Source organism: Massilia aquatica, from assembly GCF_011682045.1.
GTDB lineage: Bacteria > Pseudomonadota > Gammaproteobacteria > Burkholderiales > Burkholderiaceae_D > Telluria_A > Telluria_A aquatica.
Genome location: NZ_VVIW01000002.1, coordinates 320,656 through 340,479, shown reverse-complemented (window position 1 = coordinate 340,479; position 19,824 = coordinate 320,656). Strand labels below are relative to the sequence as shown.

Genomic DNA, 19,824 nt, shown 5'->3' with positions numbered 1-19,824 from the left:
TCATTTATTCATCAGGAGTCGACATGAAAAAACTACTGAAATACCTGGGCATGGCCGCCATCGGCGGTGCCATCCTGGCCGGCTGCGGGGGCGGATCATCGGCCGGCGATGCGCCGGGCGCCGCACTGGCGCCACCGGCCGCCGCCGCCGCACCGTTGATGCAAGCCGGCGCCATCGAAGGCAGCGGCACCGATGCCGGATCGTCGGCCGCGCTGGCGCCCTGCGCCGCCGTCACCTGGCAAGCCGGCGTCAATTACCCGCTGGGCACCGTGGTGCTGTACGCGCCGAACGGGCTGTATTACAAGGTGGTGCAGGTGGCCGGCAACGGCAGCGATGGCACCACCCCGACCATCAGCACCTGGTACTGGGCGCAGACCACCTGCGCGCTCCCGGCGGCGAAAAAAATCGTCGGCGGCTACTATCCGAACTGGACGCCCTCCCCGATCCGCATCCGCGACGTCAACGCGCGCTACAACCTGATCTACCTGTTCCATGCGGTTCCGGTGGGCGGCTCGCCCGGCACCACCGGCGCGGTCACCTTCAGTTCGCCCGGCAACGGGCGCGGCGCGGCGACCAACCTGAAAGCCGACATCCAGTACGCGCGCACGACGCAGGGCCGCAAGATCATCTTGTCGGTGGGGGGCGCCGGCAATGGCATGAGTTTTCCGAACCGGACCAAATCGCAGACGTTTGTGAACAGCATCGCCGCCATCCACACGCAATTGGGCGGGATCGACGGCATGGACTGGAATACCTTCGAGGCGGACCAGCGGCCCGATACGGCTGAAATGATCTGGATCAGCCTGGAACTGAAAAAACGCTACCCTGGCTTTATCATCTCGGCGCCGCCGGCGCCCTGGAATGCCATCGACAAGGAGTTCTGCCGCGCCATGGTGGCCGCCGGGGCGATGGATTACGCCGCGCCGCAGTACTACGACGGGCCGGGCCTGAACGATCCGGCGTATGTGGCCGATAACGTGCGGCAGTGGGTCACCCTGCTGGGCGCGAACCGGGTGGTGGTGGGCTTCGGGATCAGTAACGCGGCCAACTACATGAGCCGCGAGCAGGCGGTAAGCGCGTGGAACCAGGTCAAGGCCAACCATCCGGATATTCGCGGTGGCTTCAACTGGCAGATCCACACCGATGAAGAACAGGGCTGGCCGTTCGCCAACCGCGTGGCGCCGCTGATTAACCCATGACCTGACCCAACAGCGGCAAGCCTGCCGGCCCCGGTCAACGGGCCGGCAGTGCCTGTTTTTGCCGGACTGGCGCTCGCCGCAGGTCGACCCGCGACAGCCACCACTGGCCCTGCTGGAACCTGTAGTCGAACGGGCCGCTGCGCGCCACCTTGCCTTGCCTGGCCGCGCCACGCGGGACCGGGAGTGGCAAGACACCCTTGTCGAAGTAGCTCAGGTAGAGCGTGCGCACCAGCAGCGGCAGGCGCGCGTCATTCTCTTTGTACGGCACGCATCCGCCCGTGGTATCGCATACGGTAAGCGGAAACGCCGCAAAGCGCGCAAACGATTGTGCCGACTCGCTTTGGACGAACGCGTTGACCCAGCGCGCCGCCTCGGCGACATCGAGCGCGTTGGCGTTAGCGTAGCGATTTTCGTCCACGATGTAACGGCGCAGGCCGTTTTTGGACGAATACGCACCCTTCTCTTCGTCGATCACGTCGTCGACGCGCCACTGGCCGTTTTCGCGCACCAGCAGATAGCGTACCGCTCGCTGCGACTCCGGCTCGTTGGGGAATACCCGAAAGGTCACGTCCACCGCAGCGGCACCGACGGCCTTGGCCGCAAAACCGGACGAGGCCAAAGTCAGCGCCGGGTCGCGCTCCTGCGTGTGCAAGAACTCGTCGCCGTCAACGTTCCAGCCGCATTTGCTGTCCTGGCGCCGGGTCTTAGCGCAGGCGGCGCGGTTGGCCGCCATCAGAGTCAGCAGGCCGCTCGAATAGAACGATCCACCGTCCACGTGGCGCTTCCTGGCCGCTGCCGGATCGGCAAAGTAATCGCGGTAGAAGGCGCCGATGAAGGCCGCCGGCGCGATATCCGGCGCCGGCGCGGCCGCGCATGGTGCAAGCGTGGCGCCCAGCACAGCCATCAACATCAAACCATGCCGGGCTGCCATCTCAGCGCGCCAGGTGACGGTCGAGCCAATCCTTGACCGTATGATGCCACAGCACCGAGTTGGCCGGTTTCAGCACCCAGTGGTTCTCGTCCGGGAACACCAGCAGCTTGCTTTCCACGCCCTGGCGCTGCAGCGCGGTGAAGGTGCCGAGCGCCTGCGAGGTCGGAATGCGGAAGTCCAGGTCGCCCTGCACCACCAGCATCGGCGTCTTCCAGTTCTTGACGAAATGGACCGGGTTGAACTTTTCGTACAGCGCGGCGTTGTCCACGTAGGTACCCTTGTTTTCCCATTCGGTGAACCAGAGTTCCTCGGTGGCGTAGGCCATGCCGCGCGTGTCGAACACGCCGTCGTGGTTGACCAGGCAACGGAAGCCGTCCGCCCAGTTACCGGCGATCCAGTTCATCATGTAGCCGCCGTACGAAGCACCGAGCGCGCAGCTGCGCTCACGGTCGAGCCACGAGTATTTTTTGACCGCCGCGTCCAGGCCCTTCTTCAGGTCTTCCAGCGGTGCCCCGCCCCAGTCGCCGCTGATCGAATCGGTGAAGCCCTGGCCGTAGCCGGTGGAGCCGTGGAAGTCGATGAACACGGTCGCGTAGCCGGCGCCGGCGTAGGTCTGCGGATTCCAGCGGTAGCTCCACGAATTGCCGAAGCTGCCCTGCGGACCGCCGTGGACCAGGAAGGCCACCGGATACTTCACGCCCGGTTTGGCGTCCCACGGCTTCATCACGTGGCCGTAGACGGTTTCGCCCTTGGCACCGGTGAAGGAAAACTGTTCCGATTCGCCGAAGCGCACGTCGGCCAGCAGTTCGCTGTTCAGCTGGGTCAGCTGGACCGGAGCGCCGCCGTTGACGCTCTTGAACAGCTGCGCGCCCGATTGCAGGTTGGCCTGGGCCATGACCACGGTCTTGCCGCGCGTGTCGAACGCGCTGACGTAGCCCTTCTCGCTCAATGGTACGACCTTGCCGCTGGCGGCGTCGATCGAAAACAGGCGGTGCTGGCCCAGGTCGTCGGCGGTGGCCAGCAGCGCCTTGCCATCGTCGCGCCATTTGTAGTCGCCGATCGAGCGGTCCCAGCTCTCGGCCACGACGCGCTTCTTGCCGCTGGAGACATCCATCAGCACCAGGCGGAAGCGGTCGGCCTCGAAGCCAGGGCGGCTCATGGCCAGATAAGCGAGCGTCTTGCCGTCGGGCGAAAACGCCGGCTTGCTGTCCCAGGCCGGATTGTCGGCGGTCAGGTTGCGCGGCGCGGCGGCGCCGCTGGCCGCAGTTTGATAGATATCGAAATTGGTCGACCAGGCTTCGGTCTTGCCGGCCACGCGCACGTTGAAGACGACGCTCTTGCCGTCCGGGCTGAAGCGGTATTCCTCGCGGTCGCCGAAGGGTTTCGAGGGCACGTCGCCGTCGATGCTGCCCGACAGGCTGACCGGGGCGGCAGTGACCTTGCCGGCGGCGTCGAGCGGGGCCGAGTACAGCACGTTGTTGCGGCCGTCCGACCAGGTATCCCAGTGGCGCACGAACAGGCGGTCGTAGACCTTGCCGCTCGATTTGTTTTTCGTTTTCTCGTCCAGGCGCGTCTTGGTGCAGGCCAGGTCGGTGCAATCGCGGAACACGGCCAGGCTCATGGCCAGGCGGTCGCCGGCCGGCGAGAGGCGGAAGTTATCGACGTCGAGCGGCAGGTCGGTGACCTTGACGGCTTCGCCTCCAGCCACCGGCTGGCGCCACACCTGCGACGAACCCGAGCGCGCCGACAGGAAATAGATGGCGTCGCCCTTGGGCGACCATTCCGGGTCGGTACTGTTCGATTCGCCTTCGGTCAGCCGGACCGGGGTCGGCTTGGCGCTGCGCAGATCGATCATCCACAGCTGGGTGTTGCCGCGGTTCTTCTCCATATTGGTGCTGCGCACCGTGTAGACCACGCGCGAAGCGTCCGGCGAGAGGGCCGGCGCGCCGACCCGTTCCATTTTCACCAGGTCTTCGATGGTGAAACCACGCGGCGCGGCCAGCGCGCTGCCGGCGGCCAGGGTGGCCGCTCCCAATATGAACAAACGTCCCATCATTGCAATGTCCCCAAGAGTCATAAAAGTGCCAGACGATACGAAATGGCCCCGGCATCATACCAAGTTCGTATCGCGAGAGCAGCCGAAAGATGGGGTTTGGGATAGATAGCAAGGCCGATGCCTGTATTGATTGCAAAAATGAAATGTACTATAATGCAACAATAAATGATTATTGGAATACTATGAAATATATCGCGACTGCACTAACGGCACTGGCATTATGCGCGCCGGCCCAGGCCAAGGTTCACGTCTTTGAATTTACGACGACGATTGAATCGGTACGAAACGTGTTTCAACAAACGGAAGAAGGCGTGAGCACTGGTAGCGTGCCCGGCAGCGTGGTCGCGGTCGATCAGCAAGTCGTGGGGCGCTTCTCTTACGATTCAGAGATGGCGTTCGATCCGAATTACAGCACGTATGGACAGCTCCCTGACGCCACCGCGCCGGGGGGGTATACCTACCAACCCGCGCCAGCTACGGCGGATAGGTTGACCTTTACCGTGTACGACAAAGGCGTTCCGACATCGTCCGAGTCACGCGCGCTGAGCCATATCCGTATCGAAAACGACATGTACTCCTGGGATCCATTGGACCGCTTCATGCTGGGCGCAGGCGGATGGCCATTTTCCACCTATATCATCCTCGACAACAGTGCTGGCACGTGGCTGCCGAATGGCGAACTGCCGCTGCGACTCTCGCTTGGCGATGTCAACCGCGCCGAGTTCTCGCATACCTGGCTGCGTACCAGCGACAACGCGCTGATGAGCATGACCGGGCGCCTGCACTCGCTGACCGAAATCGACGTCTCGCCCGTTCCCGAACCGGGCACCTGGGCCATGCTGCTGGGCGGCCTGGGCATCCTGGGCTTCAGCGCTCGCCGCAAGCGCGCCTGAATCGCGCGCGGCAACGCAAAAGCCGCTTTTTTACTTACATCAGCGATTTCCAGTGCATGCGGTCGACGATCTGGAACTGTTCCTGCGATAGCGACCACAACATCAAGCGGCCCGAGCCATCGCGCACGAACGTCATCGACGGCCAACTCATCCGCTTGACTTCGTTCAGCTCCGGCAAGGCGAGCGGCTTGAAGACCGAATAGCTGGCGATCTCACGCAGCTCGCCGTTGGTCAGGCTGGCGATATCGTGGAAGACCACATACCAGAGCTCGACCCGGCGCCCGCCATCATCGAAGGTGCCGCCGAATCCGACTGCCCGGCTGTGCTCATTGTCGATCAGGCGGCCGACGCTGATGCCCGGTTGCGCACCCTGCGATGGCGGCGCCAGCAGCGCCTGCTCCATGAAGTTGACCAGCGAACGGCCCTTTTTGCCGCCGTCGATGGAATTGCGGAAGGCCTCGTCCTTGGTCCGCTGGCGCAGTGCATCACTCTCCTCCGGGCTCAGGTCATGCGCCTGGATATTCTTCTCGATCTGCGCAAACAGCGCCTTCTTGTCGGCGATGAAGCGTACTTTCCACTCGCTGAACTCGCGCGCGTGCGGGGTCGCGTCGAAACCCTTCTGTTGGTACAAGCGTGGCGATACCGGCTGGTCGGAATCGCGCGGCAAGGACGGATCGACGCCGCTTGCGCTTGCCATGGCGGCGCTGGCGCCGAGGACGATGCCGATCGCCAGTCGGGCGAGCACGCGGGAGAATGTTTGCATAGGGATTGTTCTTTGGTAAACCGGGGTCAGAGCTTTAATTAGCAACATTTTTGTTGCTGATTAAAGCTCTGACCCCGGTTGTAGGTGGTTTCTGATTTTGATGGCTCAATCAAGCGCTATCGCAAACATGACTCCGTTTCGCTGTTATCGCTTGATGCCGGTCACTTCGACTTCGACCCGGCGGTTCGGTTGCAGGCAGCCGATCAGCGCGGCACGCGGCGCAACGCCCGTGCAGGCTTCGACCTGGTCCGCTTCGCCCTTGCCTTCGCTGACGATCTCGCCCGCAAAACCTTTGCTCACCAGGTAGGCGCGCACCGTCGCCGCGCGCTTTTCCGACAGCGGCTGGTTGTACGCTTCCGTACCCAGGCGATCGGTGTAGCCGGTCAGCTTGATGCTGGAAACCTGCGCATACACGCCGTCGAGCTTGATCATCATGCTGTCGATGCGCGCGCGGCCCGCAGGCAGCAGATCGGCCACGCCCGATTTGTCGAAACGGAACAGCGCATCGGCCGCCAGGGTCAATTTCTCGACCGACACCACCGGCGCCGCACCTGGCACTGGCGCCACCGCCACCGTCACCGGCGCACCGCCGCAGGCCGCAGCCGAAGCCTGCGCCGCCTGCAGATGGTCTTCGGCGATCTGGATGTACGGGTTGGCATGGCGCCAGCCCTGCTGCTTGAATTCGTTCCCGGCATGCACCAGCTCGACTTCGCCGCAGGCAACCTTCTGCGCCGCGCATGCAAATCCGGCACCGCCCTTGACGCCGCCGAAGCGCGCCCACAAGTCGTCGCGCAGCTTGGCAGCGTCGTTCACCAGCGGGGTCTGGTCGCCCGGATTGGGCGTGGCGCCCGTCTCCAGCGCGCCGACGATGGCGGCGCCCTGCTCCAGTGCCTGCTGCGGGAAAGCCGAACGGTCGTTGCGCGTATATTCGTGCAGCGACACGTCGAGCCAGCATTGCGCCTTCGACAGATAGTAATTGTTGACCGGAACGCCCTTGTCGTTGAGCGCCTTCACGCGCTGCTGCAAGGCCCTGTAGCCAGCCTGGTCGGCCACGATCGCCTGGTCGGAGATGCGCTGCGCCGGGGCATTGAGCGTCTGCGCACAGGCGCCTTGCACGGCCAGGGCCATCACGGCGAACAGCACGGTGCGCGGGCGGGAAATAATGGTTGGTTTCATCGTCATTCTCATTTCAGGAAATTAGCGGGCCAGCGTGCGATTCGCTTCTGGGTCCTTGCCTTTGAATACATTCTCGTCAAACTTGAAGCGCAGGCGCACGAACCATCCCTTGGAGGTGTAGTCCGATGCGCTCAGGTCGCGTTCGCGGAAGCCGCTGACGTTAAACCCGCTTGATAACCACAGGTTCTGCTTGACCAGGTAGCCAACTTCGACCCCGCGCGCATACTGGCTGCTGCCCTTGTTCTGCGGACTGTGCAGGTAGGCGGCGAGCACGCCGATGTCCCAGTTTTCGGTGATGTCGTACACCACGCGACCGGCCGCCATCCACGCGCTGTACTTCTGCTGCCCGAACGGCAGATTGCGCTCGCGGCTGGTCTTGGCGGCCAGGCGGCCGGTGCTCCACCACGGACGGCTCGGATGGTAGTCCAGGTGCGTCGAGACGATGTGGGCGGCGTAGTTCTCGCCATCGGCGCGGGCGCCGTCGCGCACGTTCTTGTACTCGTAGCGCGCCAACCCGTTGAACTGGTTGTGCTCGACCGGACGCCAGGCAAAGCCGAGCTGCGCGCGTTCCTGCAGGCTGTTGGCCAGGGGTTTACCGCTGATGTCGTCGTTGTTGCGCGACAGCAGGGCGTAGTTGCGGGCCAGCACGGTCCAGTCGCGGTCGAGCTTGCGCACGAAGGACAAGGTGTTCAACCACTGGTCCTGCGACTGGTTGCCGATGTCGCCGGGGCTGTCGAACAGGCGGCGCCATTCAAGCTTGGCCGAGGCTTTCCACAGCGGGTTGGCGGTGTAGTCGAGCGCCGTGGCCAGGGCCACGCCTTTTTGCTGGCGGCCGTCGAACACGTGCAGGTATTCGGCGTTGGTGCTGAGCGCCAGACCTTCGGACACGTTCCAGGTATTGCGCGCGCCGCTGGCCAGTTGCAGGTCGCGCCCGTCAGCCCGTTCGGTATCGAGCGCGTCGCGCAGGCGGTATTCCGAGAAAATGCTCGCGCCCGGCAGGTAGGTCGATTCGACACCCGCCACGAAGGCGTTGCTCTTCTCGGCCGGGTTGAGGGCGTAGCGCGATGCCAGGCCGGTCTGGTTTTCGTAGCGTGCATAGGCACGGCTGCGCTCGGACAATTGATACTGGGCACCGAGTTCATAACGCTTCTGGTTGCTGTCCGACACGCCATGTTCAACCACGGCGGTCAGGCTCAGCAAGTCGGTCGCCTTGTACTGGGCGCCGATGGCGACCGTATTGGCGTCCAGCGTGCCGCGCGTACCCGGCGCGGTGGTGGCGCCCACCGGTGCGAAGGTGGTAATCGCCCCGCCGTTGACCGGGCTGATGGCGCTATTGGTGTTACCGAAGCCAAAGAAACCGCCGCTAGGATTCAAGCCGTTGGCGTTCGACACCACGCCGGTGTTGCTGGCCATGCCGACCTGGTTGCGCAGTTCGCCTTCTTCCTTCATGTGTTGCAGCGAAAAGTCGAGGGTCAGGCGCGGATCGGCTTTCCACAGCATGCCGACGCGCACGGCGTCGCGCTGGGCAACAACCTGTTGATCCTTGCTTTGCAGCGCGCTGGCGTAGGCCGTGGTGGTGGACGTGAACCTGGCGCTGACATTCACGCCAGCGTCGCTGTGGCCGGGGCTGATGCCGGCCGCGGTATTGTTGAACTCGTCGTCGGCACGCTGCCAGTAAGCCCGCGCCTCGACCGTTTCGCCCTTGTGCGACACAGCCACGCGCGCCGCCTGGCCCGTTGCCGAACTCGACAACTCGCCAGCCTGCCCGCTCGGGGTGGTAAACACCTGGCCGTTGGCGCTGTAGGTGGTCGATTCGCTCTGGGCGAACTCGGCCACGAAACTGGTCGCTGGCGCCAGTTTCACGGTCGCGTTCACGCTGTGCAGGCGGTACGGCGACTGCGGATTCTTGTCGTCCACCGAGGCCATGCCGACGCTGATGCTGTCGTTCAGGCGGTATTCGCCGTTGATGCCCATGACCCAGAAGTCGTCGCCGCCCTGCTCCACCTCGTAGGTCACGCGGATCGATTGCGGGTCGCCTTCGGGCGTCAAGGATGGCACGGCCTGCTTGAACAGGATGCGGCCCGAAAACGGCTCGAAGCTGTAGTCTTCCAGGCGGCGCATCGGCGTCACTTGCTTGACCAGGTCGGTCTGGTTCTTGTCGCGCACAATCAGTTCGACGCGCTCGGAATTGGTCAGCGCGCCATTGTTGCGCACCGCGAAAGGACCGGAGCTGCCGTTGGCGCGGTATTCTTCAATCACCTGCTTGGCGTTGTCGTGGAAGGCAAAGCCGCCCAGGTTGCCGCGCTTGCCGTCCCAGTTGCCGCGCAGGCCGGTGGCGGTGCGCTGGTACTGGCCGAGCTTGCGCGCTTCCAGGCCCACGTTCGGACCCAGCACCGACGACATATTGCCTTCGCTGGTCGAAAAGTCGCCGTACAGCACATAGCTTTTCTGGTCGTCCACGCGCACGTACAGGCGGCCGGCCGAGCGGGCGTCGAACGCGGTCGTGGCGCTGTCGCCGTAGACCGGGTAGAACTCGTTCGGATTGATGTCGCGCTGCAACTTTTCCTTGGTTTGCTGGTCCGAATCGTAGGCGGCCGTCAACAGCTTGCTGCCGAGGATGGTGCCTTTGACGAAGAATGCGGAACGGGCGCTGCCGTTGGCCTTGCCGCTGTTGAACTGGCGGCTCCAGCGCGTGATGTCTTGCTCAAAACCATCGTTAAAGCGCGCAGGTGCCAGGTCGCCGGCGTTCAGCTTACGCTTGGAAATCACGCCTTCAATCAGGCCCACGGCCAGCATCTGGCGCAGTTCCGGGACAAAGGTGATCACGCCTTGGGTGCTGATCTTGCCGCCGTCCACGCGCAGCAAGACTTCCTGCGCGGCGGCCGGGGCCAGCAGGCGGAACTGCGCCTTGCCGTTACGAACGCGCAGCTGCATGCCGGGCGTGACCTTGTTGGCGTCGCCGTTTTGCGGACCCAGGGCGTCGGTGGCGGCGCCGTCGAGCAGAATGCGGCCGGCCGATGCTTCCAGGGTCAGCAGCACGTCGTCCGCCAGCGGCTGGCCGTCTTCGCCCAGCACCTGCACGCTCACGCGCACAGGCGACTGGCCGTCGGCCGGCACGCCGTCGCGGTCGGTTTCGACCAGGATGCGCGCGACTTTGGCGCTGGCGTCTAACCGCCCGCTCCACAGTTGCGGCGCGGCCATCTGGGCGCGCAGGCCGGCATCAAGCGGGGCCGACGGCAACACCTGCGCACCGGCGTTCGGGAAAGCGCAGGCCACTGCCAGCGCGCCCGCCAGCAGGCGACCGGTGCCGCGGCGTTGAATTTGAAGAAGTTTTTTGTTCGTCATGATGTTCATCTGTGCCAGGCGGGATGGTTGCTTATTGCGCACGGGCTTCTCCCGCGCCGGCAGGGATTGCTCCCTGGCGTGGCTTGACCAGTTCCTGGTTGGCGCTGTCGGTCGCCTGCCGCGGCGCGGCAGGTGCTTTGCTGTCGAACTTCAGGCCTGGCAGGCGCGCAGCTTCCGTTTCCGGAGCACGCGTGCCACCCTGGCTGCGGCGGGCTTTCAACTGCTCGATGACCGGCGCCGAGCACGAACCTTCGGCAAAGTCGGCGCGCAGCAGCTCGCCATTCTTCGCGTCCAGCCAGATGCTGTTGGCGTCGCCCAGGTTGCGGTTGCTGGTCGTCGTCAAACGGCTGCCGCGTGGCAGGGTCAGACTGTCGGCCTTGATCACGTGCGACTTCGGCGTCAAGCCGCAGAAGCTGTACTTGCCTTCCACATCAGTGGTGAACGAGGTGCCGTCTTCCATGTACAGGCGCACACCCGGAATGCCCAGCTCTTCGCTGTCCTGCACCGAGTTACCGTTGCAGTCGACGAATACCTTGCCGGCCACGCAGGCTTGTTCTGTGAACACGCCGCCGGTCAGGCGCACCTTGTACTCGGCGCGGTTGGACGGGTAAGCATCCGGCACCGGCTGGTACGAGCCCGGCGTGACGCAGCCGCTGGCCACGTTGCACGCATACGCAATCGCGCGGTTGATGCCGTCGCCTTGCAGGCTGCCGACGCCGGCACGCAGGCGGTAGGTCAGTACCGCTTGCTTGTTGCTGGCCAAAGGACCCAGGTTGAAGGCCAGTACCGGGCCCACCACCACGGCCGGATCGGCCACCGATTTGCCATCGACCTTGACGGTGCCCGGCACCAGCGAGAAGCCGGCCGGCAGGCTGTCGCGCACGGTTGCCTGCGCCACAGCGGTGCCGCTGGTCTGGCGCACGGTCAAGGTGTACAGCAGGCTTTCGCCGAACTCGAGCTGCTGCTTGTCGCCGGTTTTGGTCAGCGCCAGGCCAGCCGCTTCGACCTTGTCGATCGGCAGGTGGTTATTCACCACCGGCGCACCGTTCGGGCCCACCGTGAACGTGTAGTAATACTGGGTGGTGTCCGCACCGCCCGGCACCAGGCCGACGCACGCGTTCGGCTTGTGCAGGTTGACGCCCGTTGCCGGCGCGTTATTGGACTTCTGTACCAGCCCCACATTGGCGTTGGCCGCAACAAGCAGTGCACCCTGGCACGACGCAATCCTGGCCGATTCGGCCGGCACGTAGCCCACCGGATAGGTGCTGATCGCCAGCTTGTAGGTACCGGCCGGCGCGCCGTTTTGCAGGAAGAACTGGTACACGCCATCAACGCCGGTGGTCTGGTTGACAGCGGCTACGCCGCCCAGCAGATGACGGGCCGGGTCGAAGCCAGCCGGACCGCTCACGCTCACGACCGCGCCACGCACCGGTTGACGCGTTACGCTGTCGTACACCACGCCCGATGGGTTGAGCGGCAGGTTCTGCTCGGTGATGTCGCTGTTGTCCGTCAGGACGATGTCGCGGATCACGCCAGCGGCCGGCTTGCCTGCGTTACCGGCCGAGGTCGGAACGTTCGGCATGCCATTGCCATCCTTGGTGAAGCTGATTTCAAAGCCGGGACCGGTCGGCAAACCGGTGCCTTGGTAGCCAGGGCAACGCAGGTTGTCGAACTGGTAGAAACCGGCCGCATCGCTCTTGACGGTGCAGATTGGTTTACCGTTCTGTGTCAACGTCACGGTCCAGTCCTTCACGCCTTCATGGTCGTTCGGACGGGTGCGGGTGTGGCCGCGGTCCATCCAGACGTAACCACTGATGATCGGGGCCTTGACTTCCGGACCCGGACGCACGCGCTCGCCAAACAGGTTGCCGCCGATCACGCCGTTGTTGGCCGCCAGCTTCTCGCTGGTGACATCGATCTGCGCGATCGTGTTTTGCGACGGCGCGGTGCCGAAGCTGCTGTTGTCCACCACGCCGCCTGCGACGCCGGCGGTTTCCTTGCCATCCATGTACTTCGAGGTCGGCAGGTCGGTTTGCGACTCGACCAGGGTGTAGCGGCCGGGAACCAGGTTCTCGAACACATACTTGCCGTCGGCGCCGGTGACTGCCACGCAGCCCTGCGCGCAGCTCTCGCCCCCCGTCATGGTCACGTGTACGCCCGGCAACGGGGTTTCGCCCGCGTCCATCTGGCCGTTGTTGTTGGCATCCACATACACATAGCCTTCCAGGCGTGCGCGGCGTTCGCCGAACAGGTAGTCCACGCCGTTTTGCGCCACGCCCAGCTTGATCGCGCCGATGCTGTTCTTCGGTGCGCTGGTGTCGAAGCCGCTGTTGTCGACCGTGCCGACAACCGTAGCGTCGATCTTGCCGGCGGTTTCCTTGCCGTCGATATAGGCGGCCGGATGGGTTTCCACCAGGCTGTAGGTATCCGCTGGCAAGCCAACGATCACAAAGCGGCCATCGTCGCCGGTGGTGGCGCGTCCTGCTTCGCCCTTGCTGCCCACCGCGCTGAGCGGCACGCCGGCAATGCCTGGCTCGCCGGCGTCTTGTACGCCGTTATGGTTGTCGTCGCGATACACCACGCCCGCCAGGCTGCCGCCCACTTCGCGGAAATCGTAGTCCTTGGCATCGGTACCGCTGGCGATCACGATGGCCGTGGTCTTGTTCGGACCCGCGTCCAGGGTGCCGCCGGCGGTGCCGACCGCGCTGCCGGTGTTGGTCGGGAACTCGCCATAGCCCGCTGGCTGAGTTTCGACGACGGTGTAGGTGCCCGGAACCAGGTTCTCGAACAGATAGCTGCCGTCGGCGCCGGTCTGGGTGGTGCGTGCGGGAATTGCCACGCCTTTGGCATCGACACCGGTCAGGGTGACGGTCACGCCGGCCAGGGGTTCACCCGGCTCGCGCTTGCCATTCTTGTTGATGTCGACGTACACATGACCGCCGAGTTTGGCCGGACCGACCACCACCACCGGATCGAACTCGCGGAAGTCGTAGCCGAGCGCGTCGCCGCCAGCGGCCGGAATCACGATCGAGGTGACCTTGTTCAGGCCGGCCGCGCCGCCGCCCAGGGTGCCGATCTTGGTGCCGGTGGCGGCATCGAAGTCGGACAGGTTGGATGGCTGGGTTTCGGCCAGATCGTAGCTGCCAGGCGGCAGCAGCGCGAACAGGTAGTTGCCTTTGCCGTCGGTCTGGGTAGTGCGGGTAAATGGCACGCCGTTGGCGTCGATGCCTTTCAGGGTCAGGGTCACGCCGGCGAGCAATTGCTCGCCGCTGTCGCGCTTGCCGTCCCTGTTGGCGTCGACATACACGGTGCCGGCCAGCGAACCGCCCACCGACGTTGCAGCGCGTTCGCCGAACAGGTAGTTCACGCCGGCCGCGCCTGGCGCCAGGGTGATGTTGCCGATGCTGTTTTTCGGTGCATTGATGGTGCCGCCGAGCGAACCTGCCGCATCGACGCCATCGTCCACGCCGCCCGGCTGGGTTTCGACGATGCTGTAGTTACCCGCCATCAGGCCGGTGAAGACAAACGTGCCGTCGGCGCCGGTGACCACGGTGCGTGGGGTCGGGCCGACCAGGCGCACGGTGACGCCAGGGAATGGCGGCTCGCCGCTGTCGCGCAGGCCGTTGCTGTTGGCGTCGAAATACACCGCGCCACGGATGCTGGCGCCGATTTCGCGGAAGTTGTAGTTCACGGCGGCGTCACCCTGCACCAGTTGCAGGCCGCTGATGCTGTTCGGCACGGCTACGCCGGCCGCGACGGCGCCAATGGTGCCTGGCAGCGAGCCGGTATTGCCAGGAAAATCGTTAAAGCCGGCCGGATGGGTTTCGGTCACGCTGTAACCGGCGCCGCTGCCCGGACGCAGCTTGTCGAAACGGTAGCTGCCATCGGCCGCAGTGGTTGTGGTCAGGTTCACGGCCGTGCCGCGATCGTCCGTACCGGTCAGGGTGACGGTCACGCCGGCAATCTGTTCGTCCTTGTCGAGCGCGCTATTCTGGTTGCTGTCTGCATACACCACACCGCTGACGCTGGCCGGCAGCAGTTCGCCGAAGTTGAAGTCGCTGTGGGTCTTTTCCACCGCGTAAGCGATGGTGCCGATCACGTTGGCCACATTGTCGACGCAGGCCGCGCAGGCGACGCCGCCGACATGTCCCTTGCGGGTGATGCCGTCGAGGTAAGCGGCAGGCTGGGTTTCGGTGACGGTGTAGCCGGCGCCGTTGGCGTTGCGCAGGAAGCTGAAGCTGTACGAACCGTCCGGATTGGTGGTGGTCGTGCAGGTCGGCGCGCCGCAGGCGCTGCCGCCGCTGGCCGCCGTGCCGCTCAGAACCAGCGAGACGCCGCCGATGCCGCTTTCGCCGGCATCCATGACGCCATTGTTGTTTTTGTCGGCATACACAAAACCGCTCAGTTTGCCGGTGGCTTCGCCGAACAGGTAGTCGATGCCCTTCTGGCCGGCGGTGAGCACCACGCCATTGAAGGCGCTGTCGCCGATCACGCCCAGGTTGCCGGGCACGGTCGCGCCGGTGCCGAGCGTGTTGGTGGCATCCATGAAATCGACCGGCTGGGTTTCGACGACGCTGTAGCCGCCGCCATTGCTGGCCGGCAGACCGGTGAAGCTGTAGTGACCGTTGGCGTCGGTCTTGCCGACGCAGGTGCTGATGATGGTGCAGACATTCGCGCCGCTCGCGGTGGTGCCCGACAGGGTCACGGTCACGTTCGGCAACGGCGAGTCGGCGCCATTGAAGGTGTCGCTGCGGTCGGCGTCCAGATAGACCTTGCCCGACAGGCTGGCCGTCGATTCGCCGAAGTTGTAGTTGCTGCCGAACTGGCCGGTGCCGATCACGATGGCGCTGAACTTGTCGTTCGACATGCTGCCGCGCACCACGCCATTGACGGTGCCGACCGCGTCGATGCCGTCGGCGTAGTTCGACAGCGGCGCGCTGGCCTGGCTCTGCTCGGTGAGCATGTAGCCGGTGGCGTCGCTCGATGGCAGGCCGGTGAAGCTGTAGCTGCCGTTGGCGTCGGTGAGGATGGTGCACGGGTTCGGCGAAATCGCCACGCACACGCTGGTGCCGGTCGTGGTATTGCCCGACAGGGTGACCGACACGCCCGGAATGCCGGGTTCGCCCGCATCCTTGATGCCATTGTTGTTCAGGTCGGCATACACGGCGCCGCCCAGGCCCTGGCCGGTTTCGCCGAAGTTGTTGTTGACCGCATTCTCGCCGGAAGCGAGCACGACGTTGCTGATGGTGCGCTTGGTCAAGCCCAGTACCGGGGTATTCGGGGCCAGCACGGCGGCGCCGTCATTGCCGCCCTTGCTGCCGATGGTCATGCCGGTGTGGGTCACGCCGGACAAGGTCTGCTGCACCACCTGGTAAGTACCGGGACGCAGGTTGGCGAAGCTGTAGGCACCATTGGCGCCGGTCGGCACGGTGGCGTTCACCGGGCCCAGGTCGTCGGTGCCCGACAGCGTCATGGTCACGCTGGTCACGCCGGCGCTCTCGTCGGTGGCCGGCACGCCGGTCAGGTCGCGCACGGCGTCCTTGTCGAGGTCGATAAACACGTAGCCCGACAGGACCGCCGGTTTGACTTCACCGAACAGGTAGCCGGTGGCGTTGGTGTTGGCAGGCAGGACGATGTTGCCGATCTCGTCGGCCGTGGCGTCGCTGGCGCTGCCGCCAACGGTGCCGGCGGCATCCTTGCCGTCCAGATGCGTGGCCGGCTGGACTTCGGTCACTTTGTAGGTGCCTGGCGTGAGGTTATTGAATGCATAGCCGCCGCCCGCGCTGGTGACGGTGGTGACGTTGCTCACGGTATTGCCGTAGATATCGGTGCCGTCCAGGCGCAGGGTGACGCCGCTGATGCCGGTCTCGCCCGCTGCCTTGGCGGCGTCGTTGTTGCTGTCTTCGTACACGAAGCCGGCGATCGAAGAAGGCTGCACGGCGATGGTGGCGCAGCCGCGGTTGTCGGGCGCGCTGCGCTCGACGTCGCTGGTGCTGGCGGTGCCGCAGTTTTCCACGGCCGGATTGGCGCTGGTGGCGATGACCGGAATGCGCACGGTGGCGGACTTGCCGACTTCCAGCAGGCCGACCGAGCAGCTGATCGTGGCGCCGCCGCTGCAGCTGCCATTGCTCGGCGCTGCGTTGTTGGTGCTCCAGGTCAGGCCGGCGTTGTATGGCGCCGCGTTGTAAGGCGCGGCCGCGCCGCCGGTGTAGACCGTCAGGCCGGCCGGCAGGGCGTCGTTGATGACGGTGCCGTTACTGTTGCCCGGACCGGTGTTGTCCAGGGTCAGGACCCAGAAGAATGGCTGGCGCAATTGCACTGCCGTGGCGGGCGCGTTGGCGTTGCCGTTCCAGGCAAAAGCGGCCTTGGTCAGCTTCAGGTCGACGCGCATCTTGATGGTGGTGCTCTGGTCGGCCGTATTGTTCGGCGTGAGCGCTTCAGGCTCGCGCGACGAGACGGTGACCGTCGACTGGTAGGTGTCGCCCGAGCCGGTTGGCTGGGTAGCGACGCGGAAGTCGAGGTACAGGTCGATGCTGGCGTTGTTGCCCATCAGGATCTGCGAGGTCGGGAAGTTACAGGTGACGCTCATTTGGGCCGGCCCCGTGACCGAGTTGCCGAGCTGGTTACAGTAATTCGAATAGGCTTGACCATCCGGCAACAGTTTGTCGCCGAGGAAGATCATGGTCTTGCCGACAGGCGGCTTCATCACATAGGTCAGCATCACATGGGTGGCGACCGACGGACCGCGATTGGTGATGGTGTTGCGGTAGGTGACGACGTTGTCCGGGAATATGGGATTGCCGCCGGGCACGTAGCCCATCGGATCGACGTTGTCGATGTTGTTGACCAGCAGGTCGAGCGTGGCCGGGGTGACGATCAGCGCATTGGTATCGCTGTTGTTGCCCATGTTGCTCTCGCTGGTGGTGGTGGACACCGTGGCGATGCTGCCGATGGTGCGCGGATTCGGCTGGTTGTCCATGTAGTCCGGACGCATGGTGACGGTGACGGTGCGGGTCGCGCCGGACGCCAGCACGCCGAAAGTGCAATTGAGGGTCTTCGGCGCATTGAAGACGCAGGTGCCGCCATTGCTGGCCACGGACTCGATGTGGGTCATCGAGCCTTCCGGAATCGTGAACACCTGGGTGACCGCGACGCCGTTCGCCGTCGACGGGCCATTGTTGTTGATGGTCAGGACGTAGGTGGCATTGGTGCCGGCCGGAACCGAGCCTGGGGTGACCGTGTTGGTCACGCTCACGTCGGCGATCGGATCGACCTGCACATCGGCGCTGGCGGTATTGTTGGCGGGCAGCGGATCGCCCTGGTCGATCGAACGCACGGTGGCGGTGTTGGTCCAGCGATTGTTCGGCTGGTTGCTGCTGTCGAGCAGCGGACGGGTCACCGTCACCGTGAAGATGGCGGTGCTGCCGAGGGCCATGCTGCCGCCGTTCTGGGTACAGGTGACGGTGGCGCCCGTGGTGCAAGTGAAGGTGGCCGGGCTGGAGCCGCCGCTCTTGGCTGCGACGACGCCCGTCTTGCCTGCGATAAAGCCAGGAATCGGATCGGCCAGCACCACGCCGGTGGCGGCGCCGGGACCGTCGTTGGTCACGGTCATGGTGTAGGTGATGACGTCGGCGTTCCAGTCCAGGCTGGTCGGGCTGGCGTTCTTGGCCAGTCGCAGGTCGACCGACGACGGCGTGACCGTCGAGACCGACGTGGCGCTGGCGCAGTTGTTCGGCTCGACCGGGTCGGTGGCGACGCCACCGGTGTCGGTGTAGACCGCGCAGGCCTGGTTGGTGAGGTTGCCGGTACCGCCGGCGTTGGTGGTCAGGAACAAATCGGGCGAGGTCGTATTCAGCGCCAGCGGGGCGTTCAAGGTACACGTGATGACGTTGCCGACGGGGGCAGCGCAATTCCAGTTGGTGCCGCCGCCGCTGACCCAGGTCTCGCCCGCTTGCAAGGTTTCGACCACTTTGACTTCGTCGGCCAGCGCCGCGCGCGGACCGAGGTTGCGCACACGGATGGTGCTGATCATGTTGCTGCCCTGCGCCACCGGGTTCGGCGACTTGCCTTTGGTCAGGAACAGATCGACGCCATCGGGAACCACGCTCACATTCGCGGAAGCGTTGTTATTGGTGGTGTCGCCGTCCGGCGTGGCGCTGGTGATGTTGGTGATGTTGGTGGCGTCGGTCTGGGCGATGACGGTCGGCGCGGTGGCCGTGATGACGATATCGAACGCCGCGCCGGCCGCGTAGCTCGGACGGGTGCAGCTGACGTTCTGGCCGTTGACGGTGCAGGTCCAGCCGGCGCCGCTGGCGCTGACGATCGCGAAGCCGGCGGGCATGCTGTCGTTGACGGTCACGTTGTTGGCCGTCATCGGACCGAGGTTGCGTGGCGTGAGCGTGAAGCTGAGCGCCTGGCCGCTGCCGACCAGCGCTTTCGACACGGTCTTGCCGATACTCAGGTCGGTGCCGGCGGTGATGATGGTGTTGACCGAGGAGGCATCGTTGCTGTTGTTAAAGTCGGTGGCGCTGCCGCTGATGGTCACCACGCCGGTGGTGGTGATGGTGCCGGTGGTGGTGCCGGTGGCCTTGGTGTTGATGGTAATGACCGGCAAGTCGCCGACGACCGCGCTCGGCCGGGTACATGTCACTACCTGCCCTGCCGCGCCGCATGACCAGCCGGACCCGGCCGCGCTCTGGTAGCTCAGGTTCGGGCTCAGGGTGAAGGTGGCCTTGGTCGCGCCCGCCGTATTCGGACCGTTGTTGGTCAGGTTGGCGGTGTACACCAGGGTGCCGCTGGCCATCAGGCTGCCCGGCGAGCCGGTCAGCACCAGGGCCAGGTCGGCGCCGTTATCGATGGTGGTCAACTGCGACAGCGAGTTGTTGCCGGCGTTGCTGTCCGGATCGCTCGTCGTCACGGCAGTCAGCAGGCTCACTGTCTGGCCGGCTCCCGCCAGGGTGCGCACTGTCAGGTCGATATTCTTGATGTCGGCGGTTCCCGCGCCGGCGCCATCGCCCGCCACCGTGGTGTAGCTGCACGTGACCTTGTTGGCCCCCCCATCGTGCACGCACGCCTGGTCGGTGACCGACACGAAGCTGGTCTGCGAATCGAGCGTGAAGACGATCTTGACGTCGTTGGCGATGTCGCTGGTGTTGTTGGTCACCGACGCCGAATACAGGATCGTGCCGCCGCGCACGGCCGGATCCGGCGTGTCGGTCAGGCGCGATACCAGCATATCGACCGCGGCGGCCTGCAAAGGCAGGCCGAGCAAGGCGAGCGCCGCCACCCGGAGCAGGCAGGCAAACACTGTCGATGATCGGGACTTCAACACGGGTAAGGCACGTTTAAACATGATTGGCTTCATCAATTGAGAATGCGGGCAATAAATCGCCCGCAATGCACGCGGCATCGCTTAATGCGATTGGGAAATTGAACGGGAACGGTGCGGTGGAAAGGCGGAC

General features: G+C 64.8%; 8 protein-coding genes. 2 read left to right on the top strand and 6 right to left on the bottom strand.

What is annotated here, in order from left to right:
- The first annotated feature begins 23 nt into the window (after positions 1-23).
- Positions 24-1,199, top strand: a complete 1,176-nt coding sequence (locus F1609_RS04515; RefSeq protein WP_229421640.1) for a glycoside hydrolase family 18 protein — start codon at positions 24-26, stop codon at positions 1,197-1,199.
- A 34-nt stretch (positions 1,200-1,233) separates the two neighbouring features.
- Here F1609_RS04515 and F1609_RS04510 read toward each other — a convergent pair whose 3' ends face one another.
- Together F1609_RS04510 and F1609_RS04505 are read right to left on the bottom strand one after the other, a co-directional pair.
- Entirely contained in the window at positions 1,234-2,109 is an 876-nt protein-coding gene (locus F1609_RS04510) for a DUF3828 domain-containing protein (RefSeq protein ID WP_167075105.1), read from the bottom strand.
- 22 nt (positions 2,110-2,131) lie between these two features.
- A complete protein-coding gene (locus F1609_RS04505; protein ID WP_167075103.1) occupies positions 2,132-4,186 on the bottom strand; it encodes a S9 family peptidase in 2,055 nt (684 codons plus the stop codon).
- 182 nt (positions 4,187-4,368) lie between these two features.
- On the opposite strand from F1609_RS04505, the gene F1609_RS04500 reads away from it, so the two are divergent.
- Entirely contained in the window at positions 4,369-5,079 is a 711-nt protein-coding gene (locus F1609_RS04500) for a PEPxxWA-CTERM sorting domain-containing protein (protein WP_229421639.1), read from the top strand.
- 34 nt (positions 5,080-5,113) lie between these two features.
- Here F1609_RS04500 and F1609_RS04495 read toward each other — a convergent pair whose 3' ends face one another.
- The 4 genes from F1609_RS04495 to F1609_RS04480 all read right to left on the bottom strand — a co-directional run bounded on the left by F1609_RS04495 (position 5,114) and on the right by F1609_RS04480 (position 19,715).
- Positions 5,114-5,842: a hypothetical protein gene (locus tag F1609_RS04495; RefSeq protein ID WP_167075101.1), complete on the bottom strand. Its 729-nt coding sequence runs from the start codon at positions 5,840-5,842 to the stop codon at positions 5,114-5,116.
- Between the two features lie 144 nt (positions 5,843-5,986).
- On the bottom strand, positions 5,987-7,018 hold the full coding sequence (locus F1609_RS04490) for an OmpA family protein (protein WP_167075099.1): 1,032 nt from the start codon (positions 7,016-7,018) through the stop codon (positions 5,987-5,989).
- 21 nt (positions 7,019-7,039) lie between these two features.
- Positions 7,040-10,363, bottom strand: coding sequence for a hypothetical protein (locus tag F1609_RS04485; RefSeq protein ID WP_167075097.1), 3,324 nt, complete (start codon positions 10,361-10,363; stop codon positions 7,040-7,042).
- A 31-nt stretch (positions 10,364-10,394) separates the two neighbouring features.
- Complete coding sequence (locus F1609_RS04480) at positions 10,395-19,715, bottom strand: SdrD B-like domain-containing protein (protein WP_167075095.1); 9,321 nt, start codon at positions 19,713-19,715, stop codon at positions 10,395-10,397.
- Between the last annotated feature and the right edge of the window lie 109 nt (positions 19,716-19,824).

Bases quoted from the DNA above. Each gene is read 5' to 3' on its own strand.
- F1609_RS04515 (WP_229421640.1), top strand. From the start codon at position 24: ATGAAAAAACTACTGAAATACCTGGGCATGGCCGCCATCGGCGGTGCC.
- F1609_RS04510 (WP_167075105.1), bottom strand. From the start codon at position 2,109: ATGTTGATGGCTGTGCTGGGCGCCACGCTTGCACCATGCGCGGCCGCG.
- F1609_RS04505 (WP_167075103.1), bottom strand. From the start codon at position 4,186: ATGATGGGACGTTTGTTCATATTGGGAGCGGCCACCCTGGCCGCCGGC.
- F1609_RS04500 (WP_229421639.1), top strand. From the start codon at position 4,369: ATGAAATATATCGCGACTGCACTAACGGCACTGGCATTATGCGCGCCG.
- F1609_RS04495 (WP_167075101.1), bottom strand. From the start codon at position 5,842: ATGCAAACATTCTCCCGCGTGCTCGCCCGACTGGCGATCGGCATCGTC.
- F1609_RS04490 (WP_167075099.1), bottom strand. From the start codon at position 7,018: ATGAAACCAACCATTATTTCCCGCCCGCGCACCGTGCTGTTCGCCGTG.
- F1609_RS04485 (WP_167075097.1), bottom strand. From the start codon at position 10,363: ATGACGAACAAAAAACTTCTTCAAATTCAACGCCGCGGCACCGGTCGC.
- F1609_RS04480 (WP_167075095.1), bottom strand. From the start codon at position 19,715: ATGTTTAAACGTGCCTTACCCGTGTTGAAGTCCCGATCATCGACAGTG.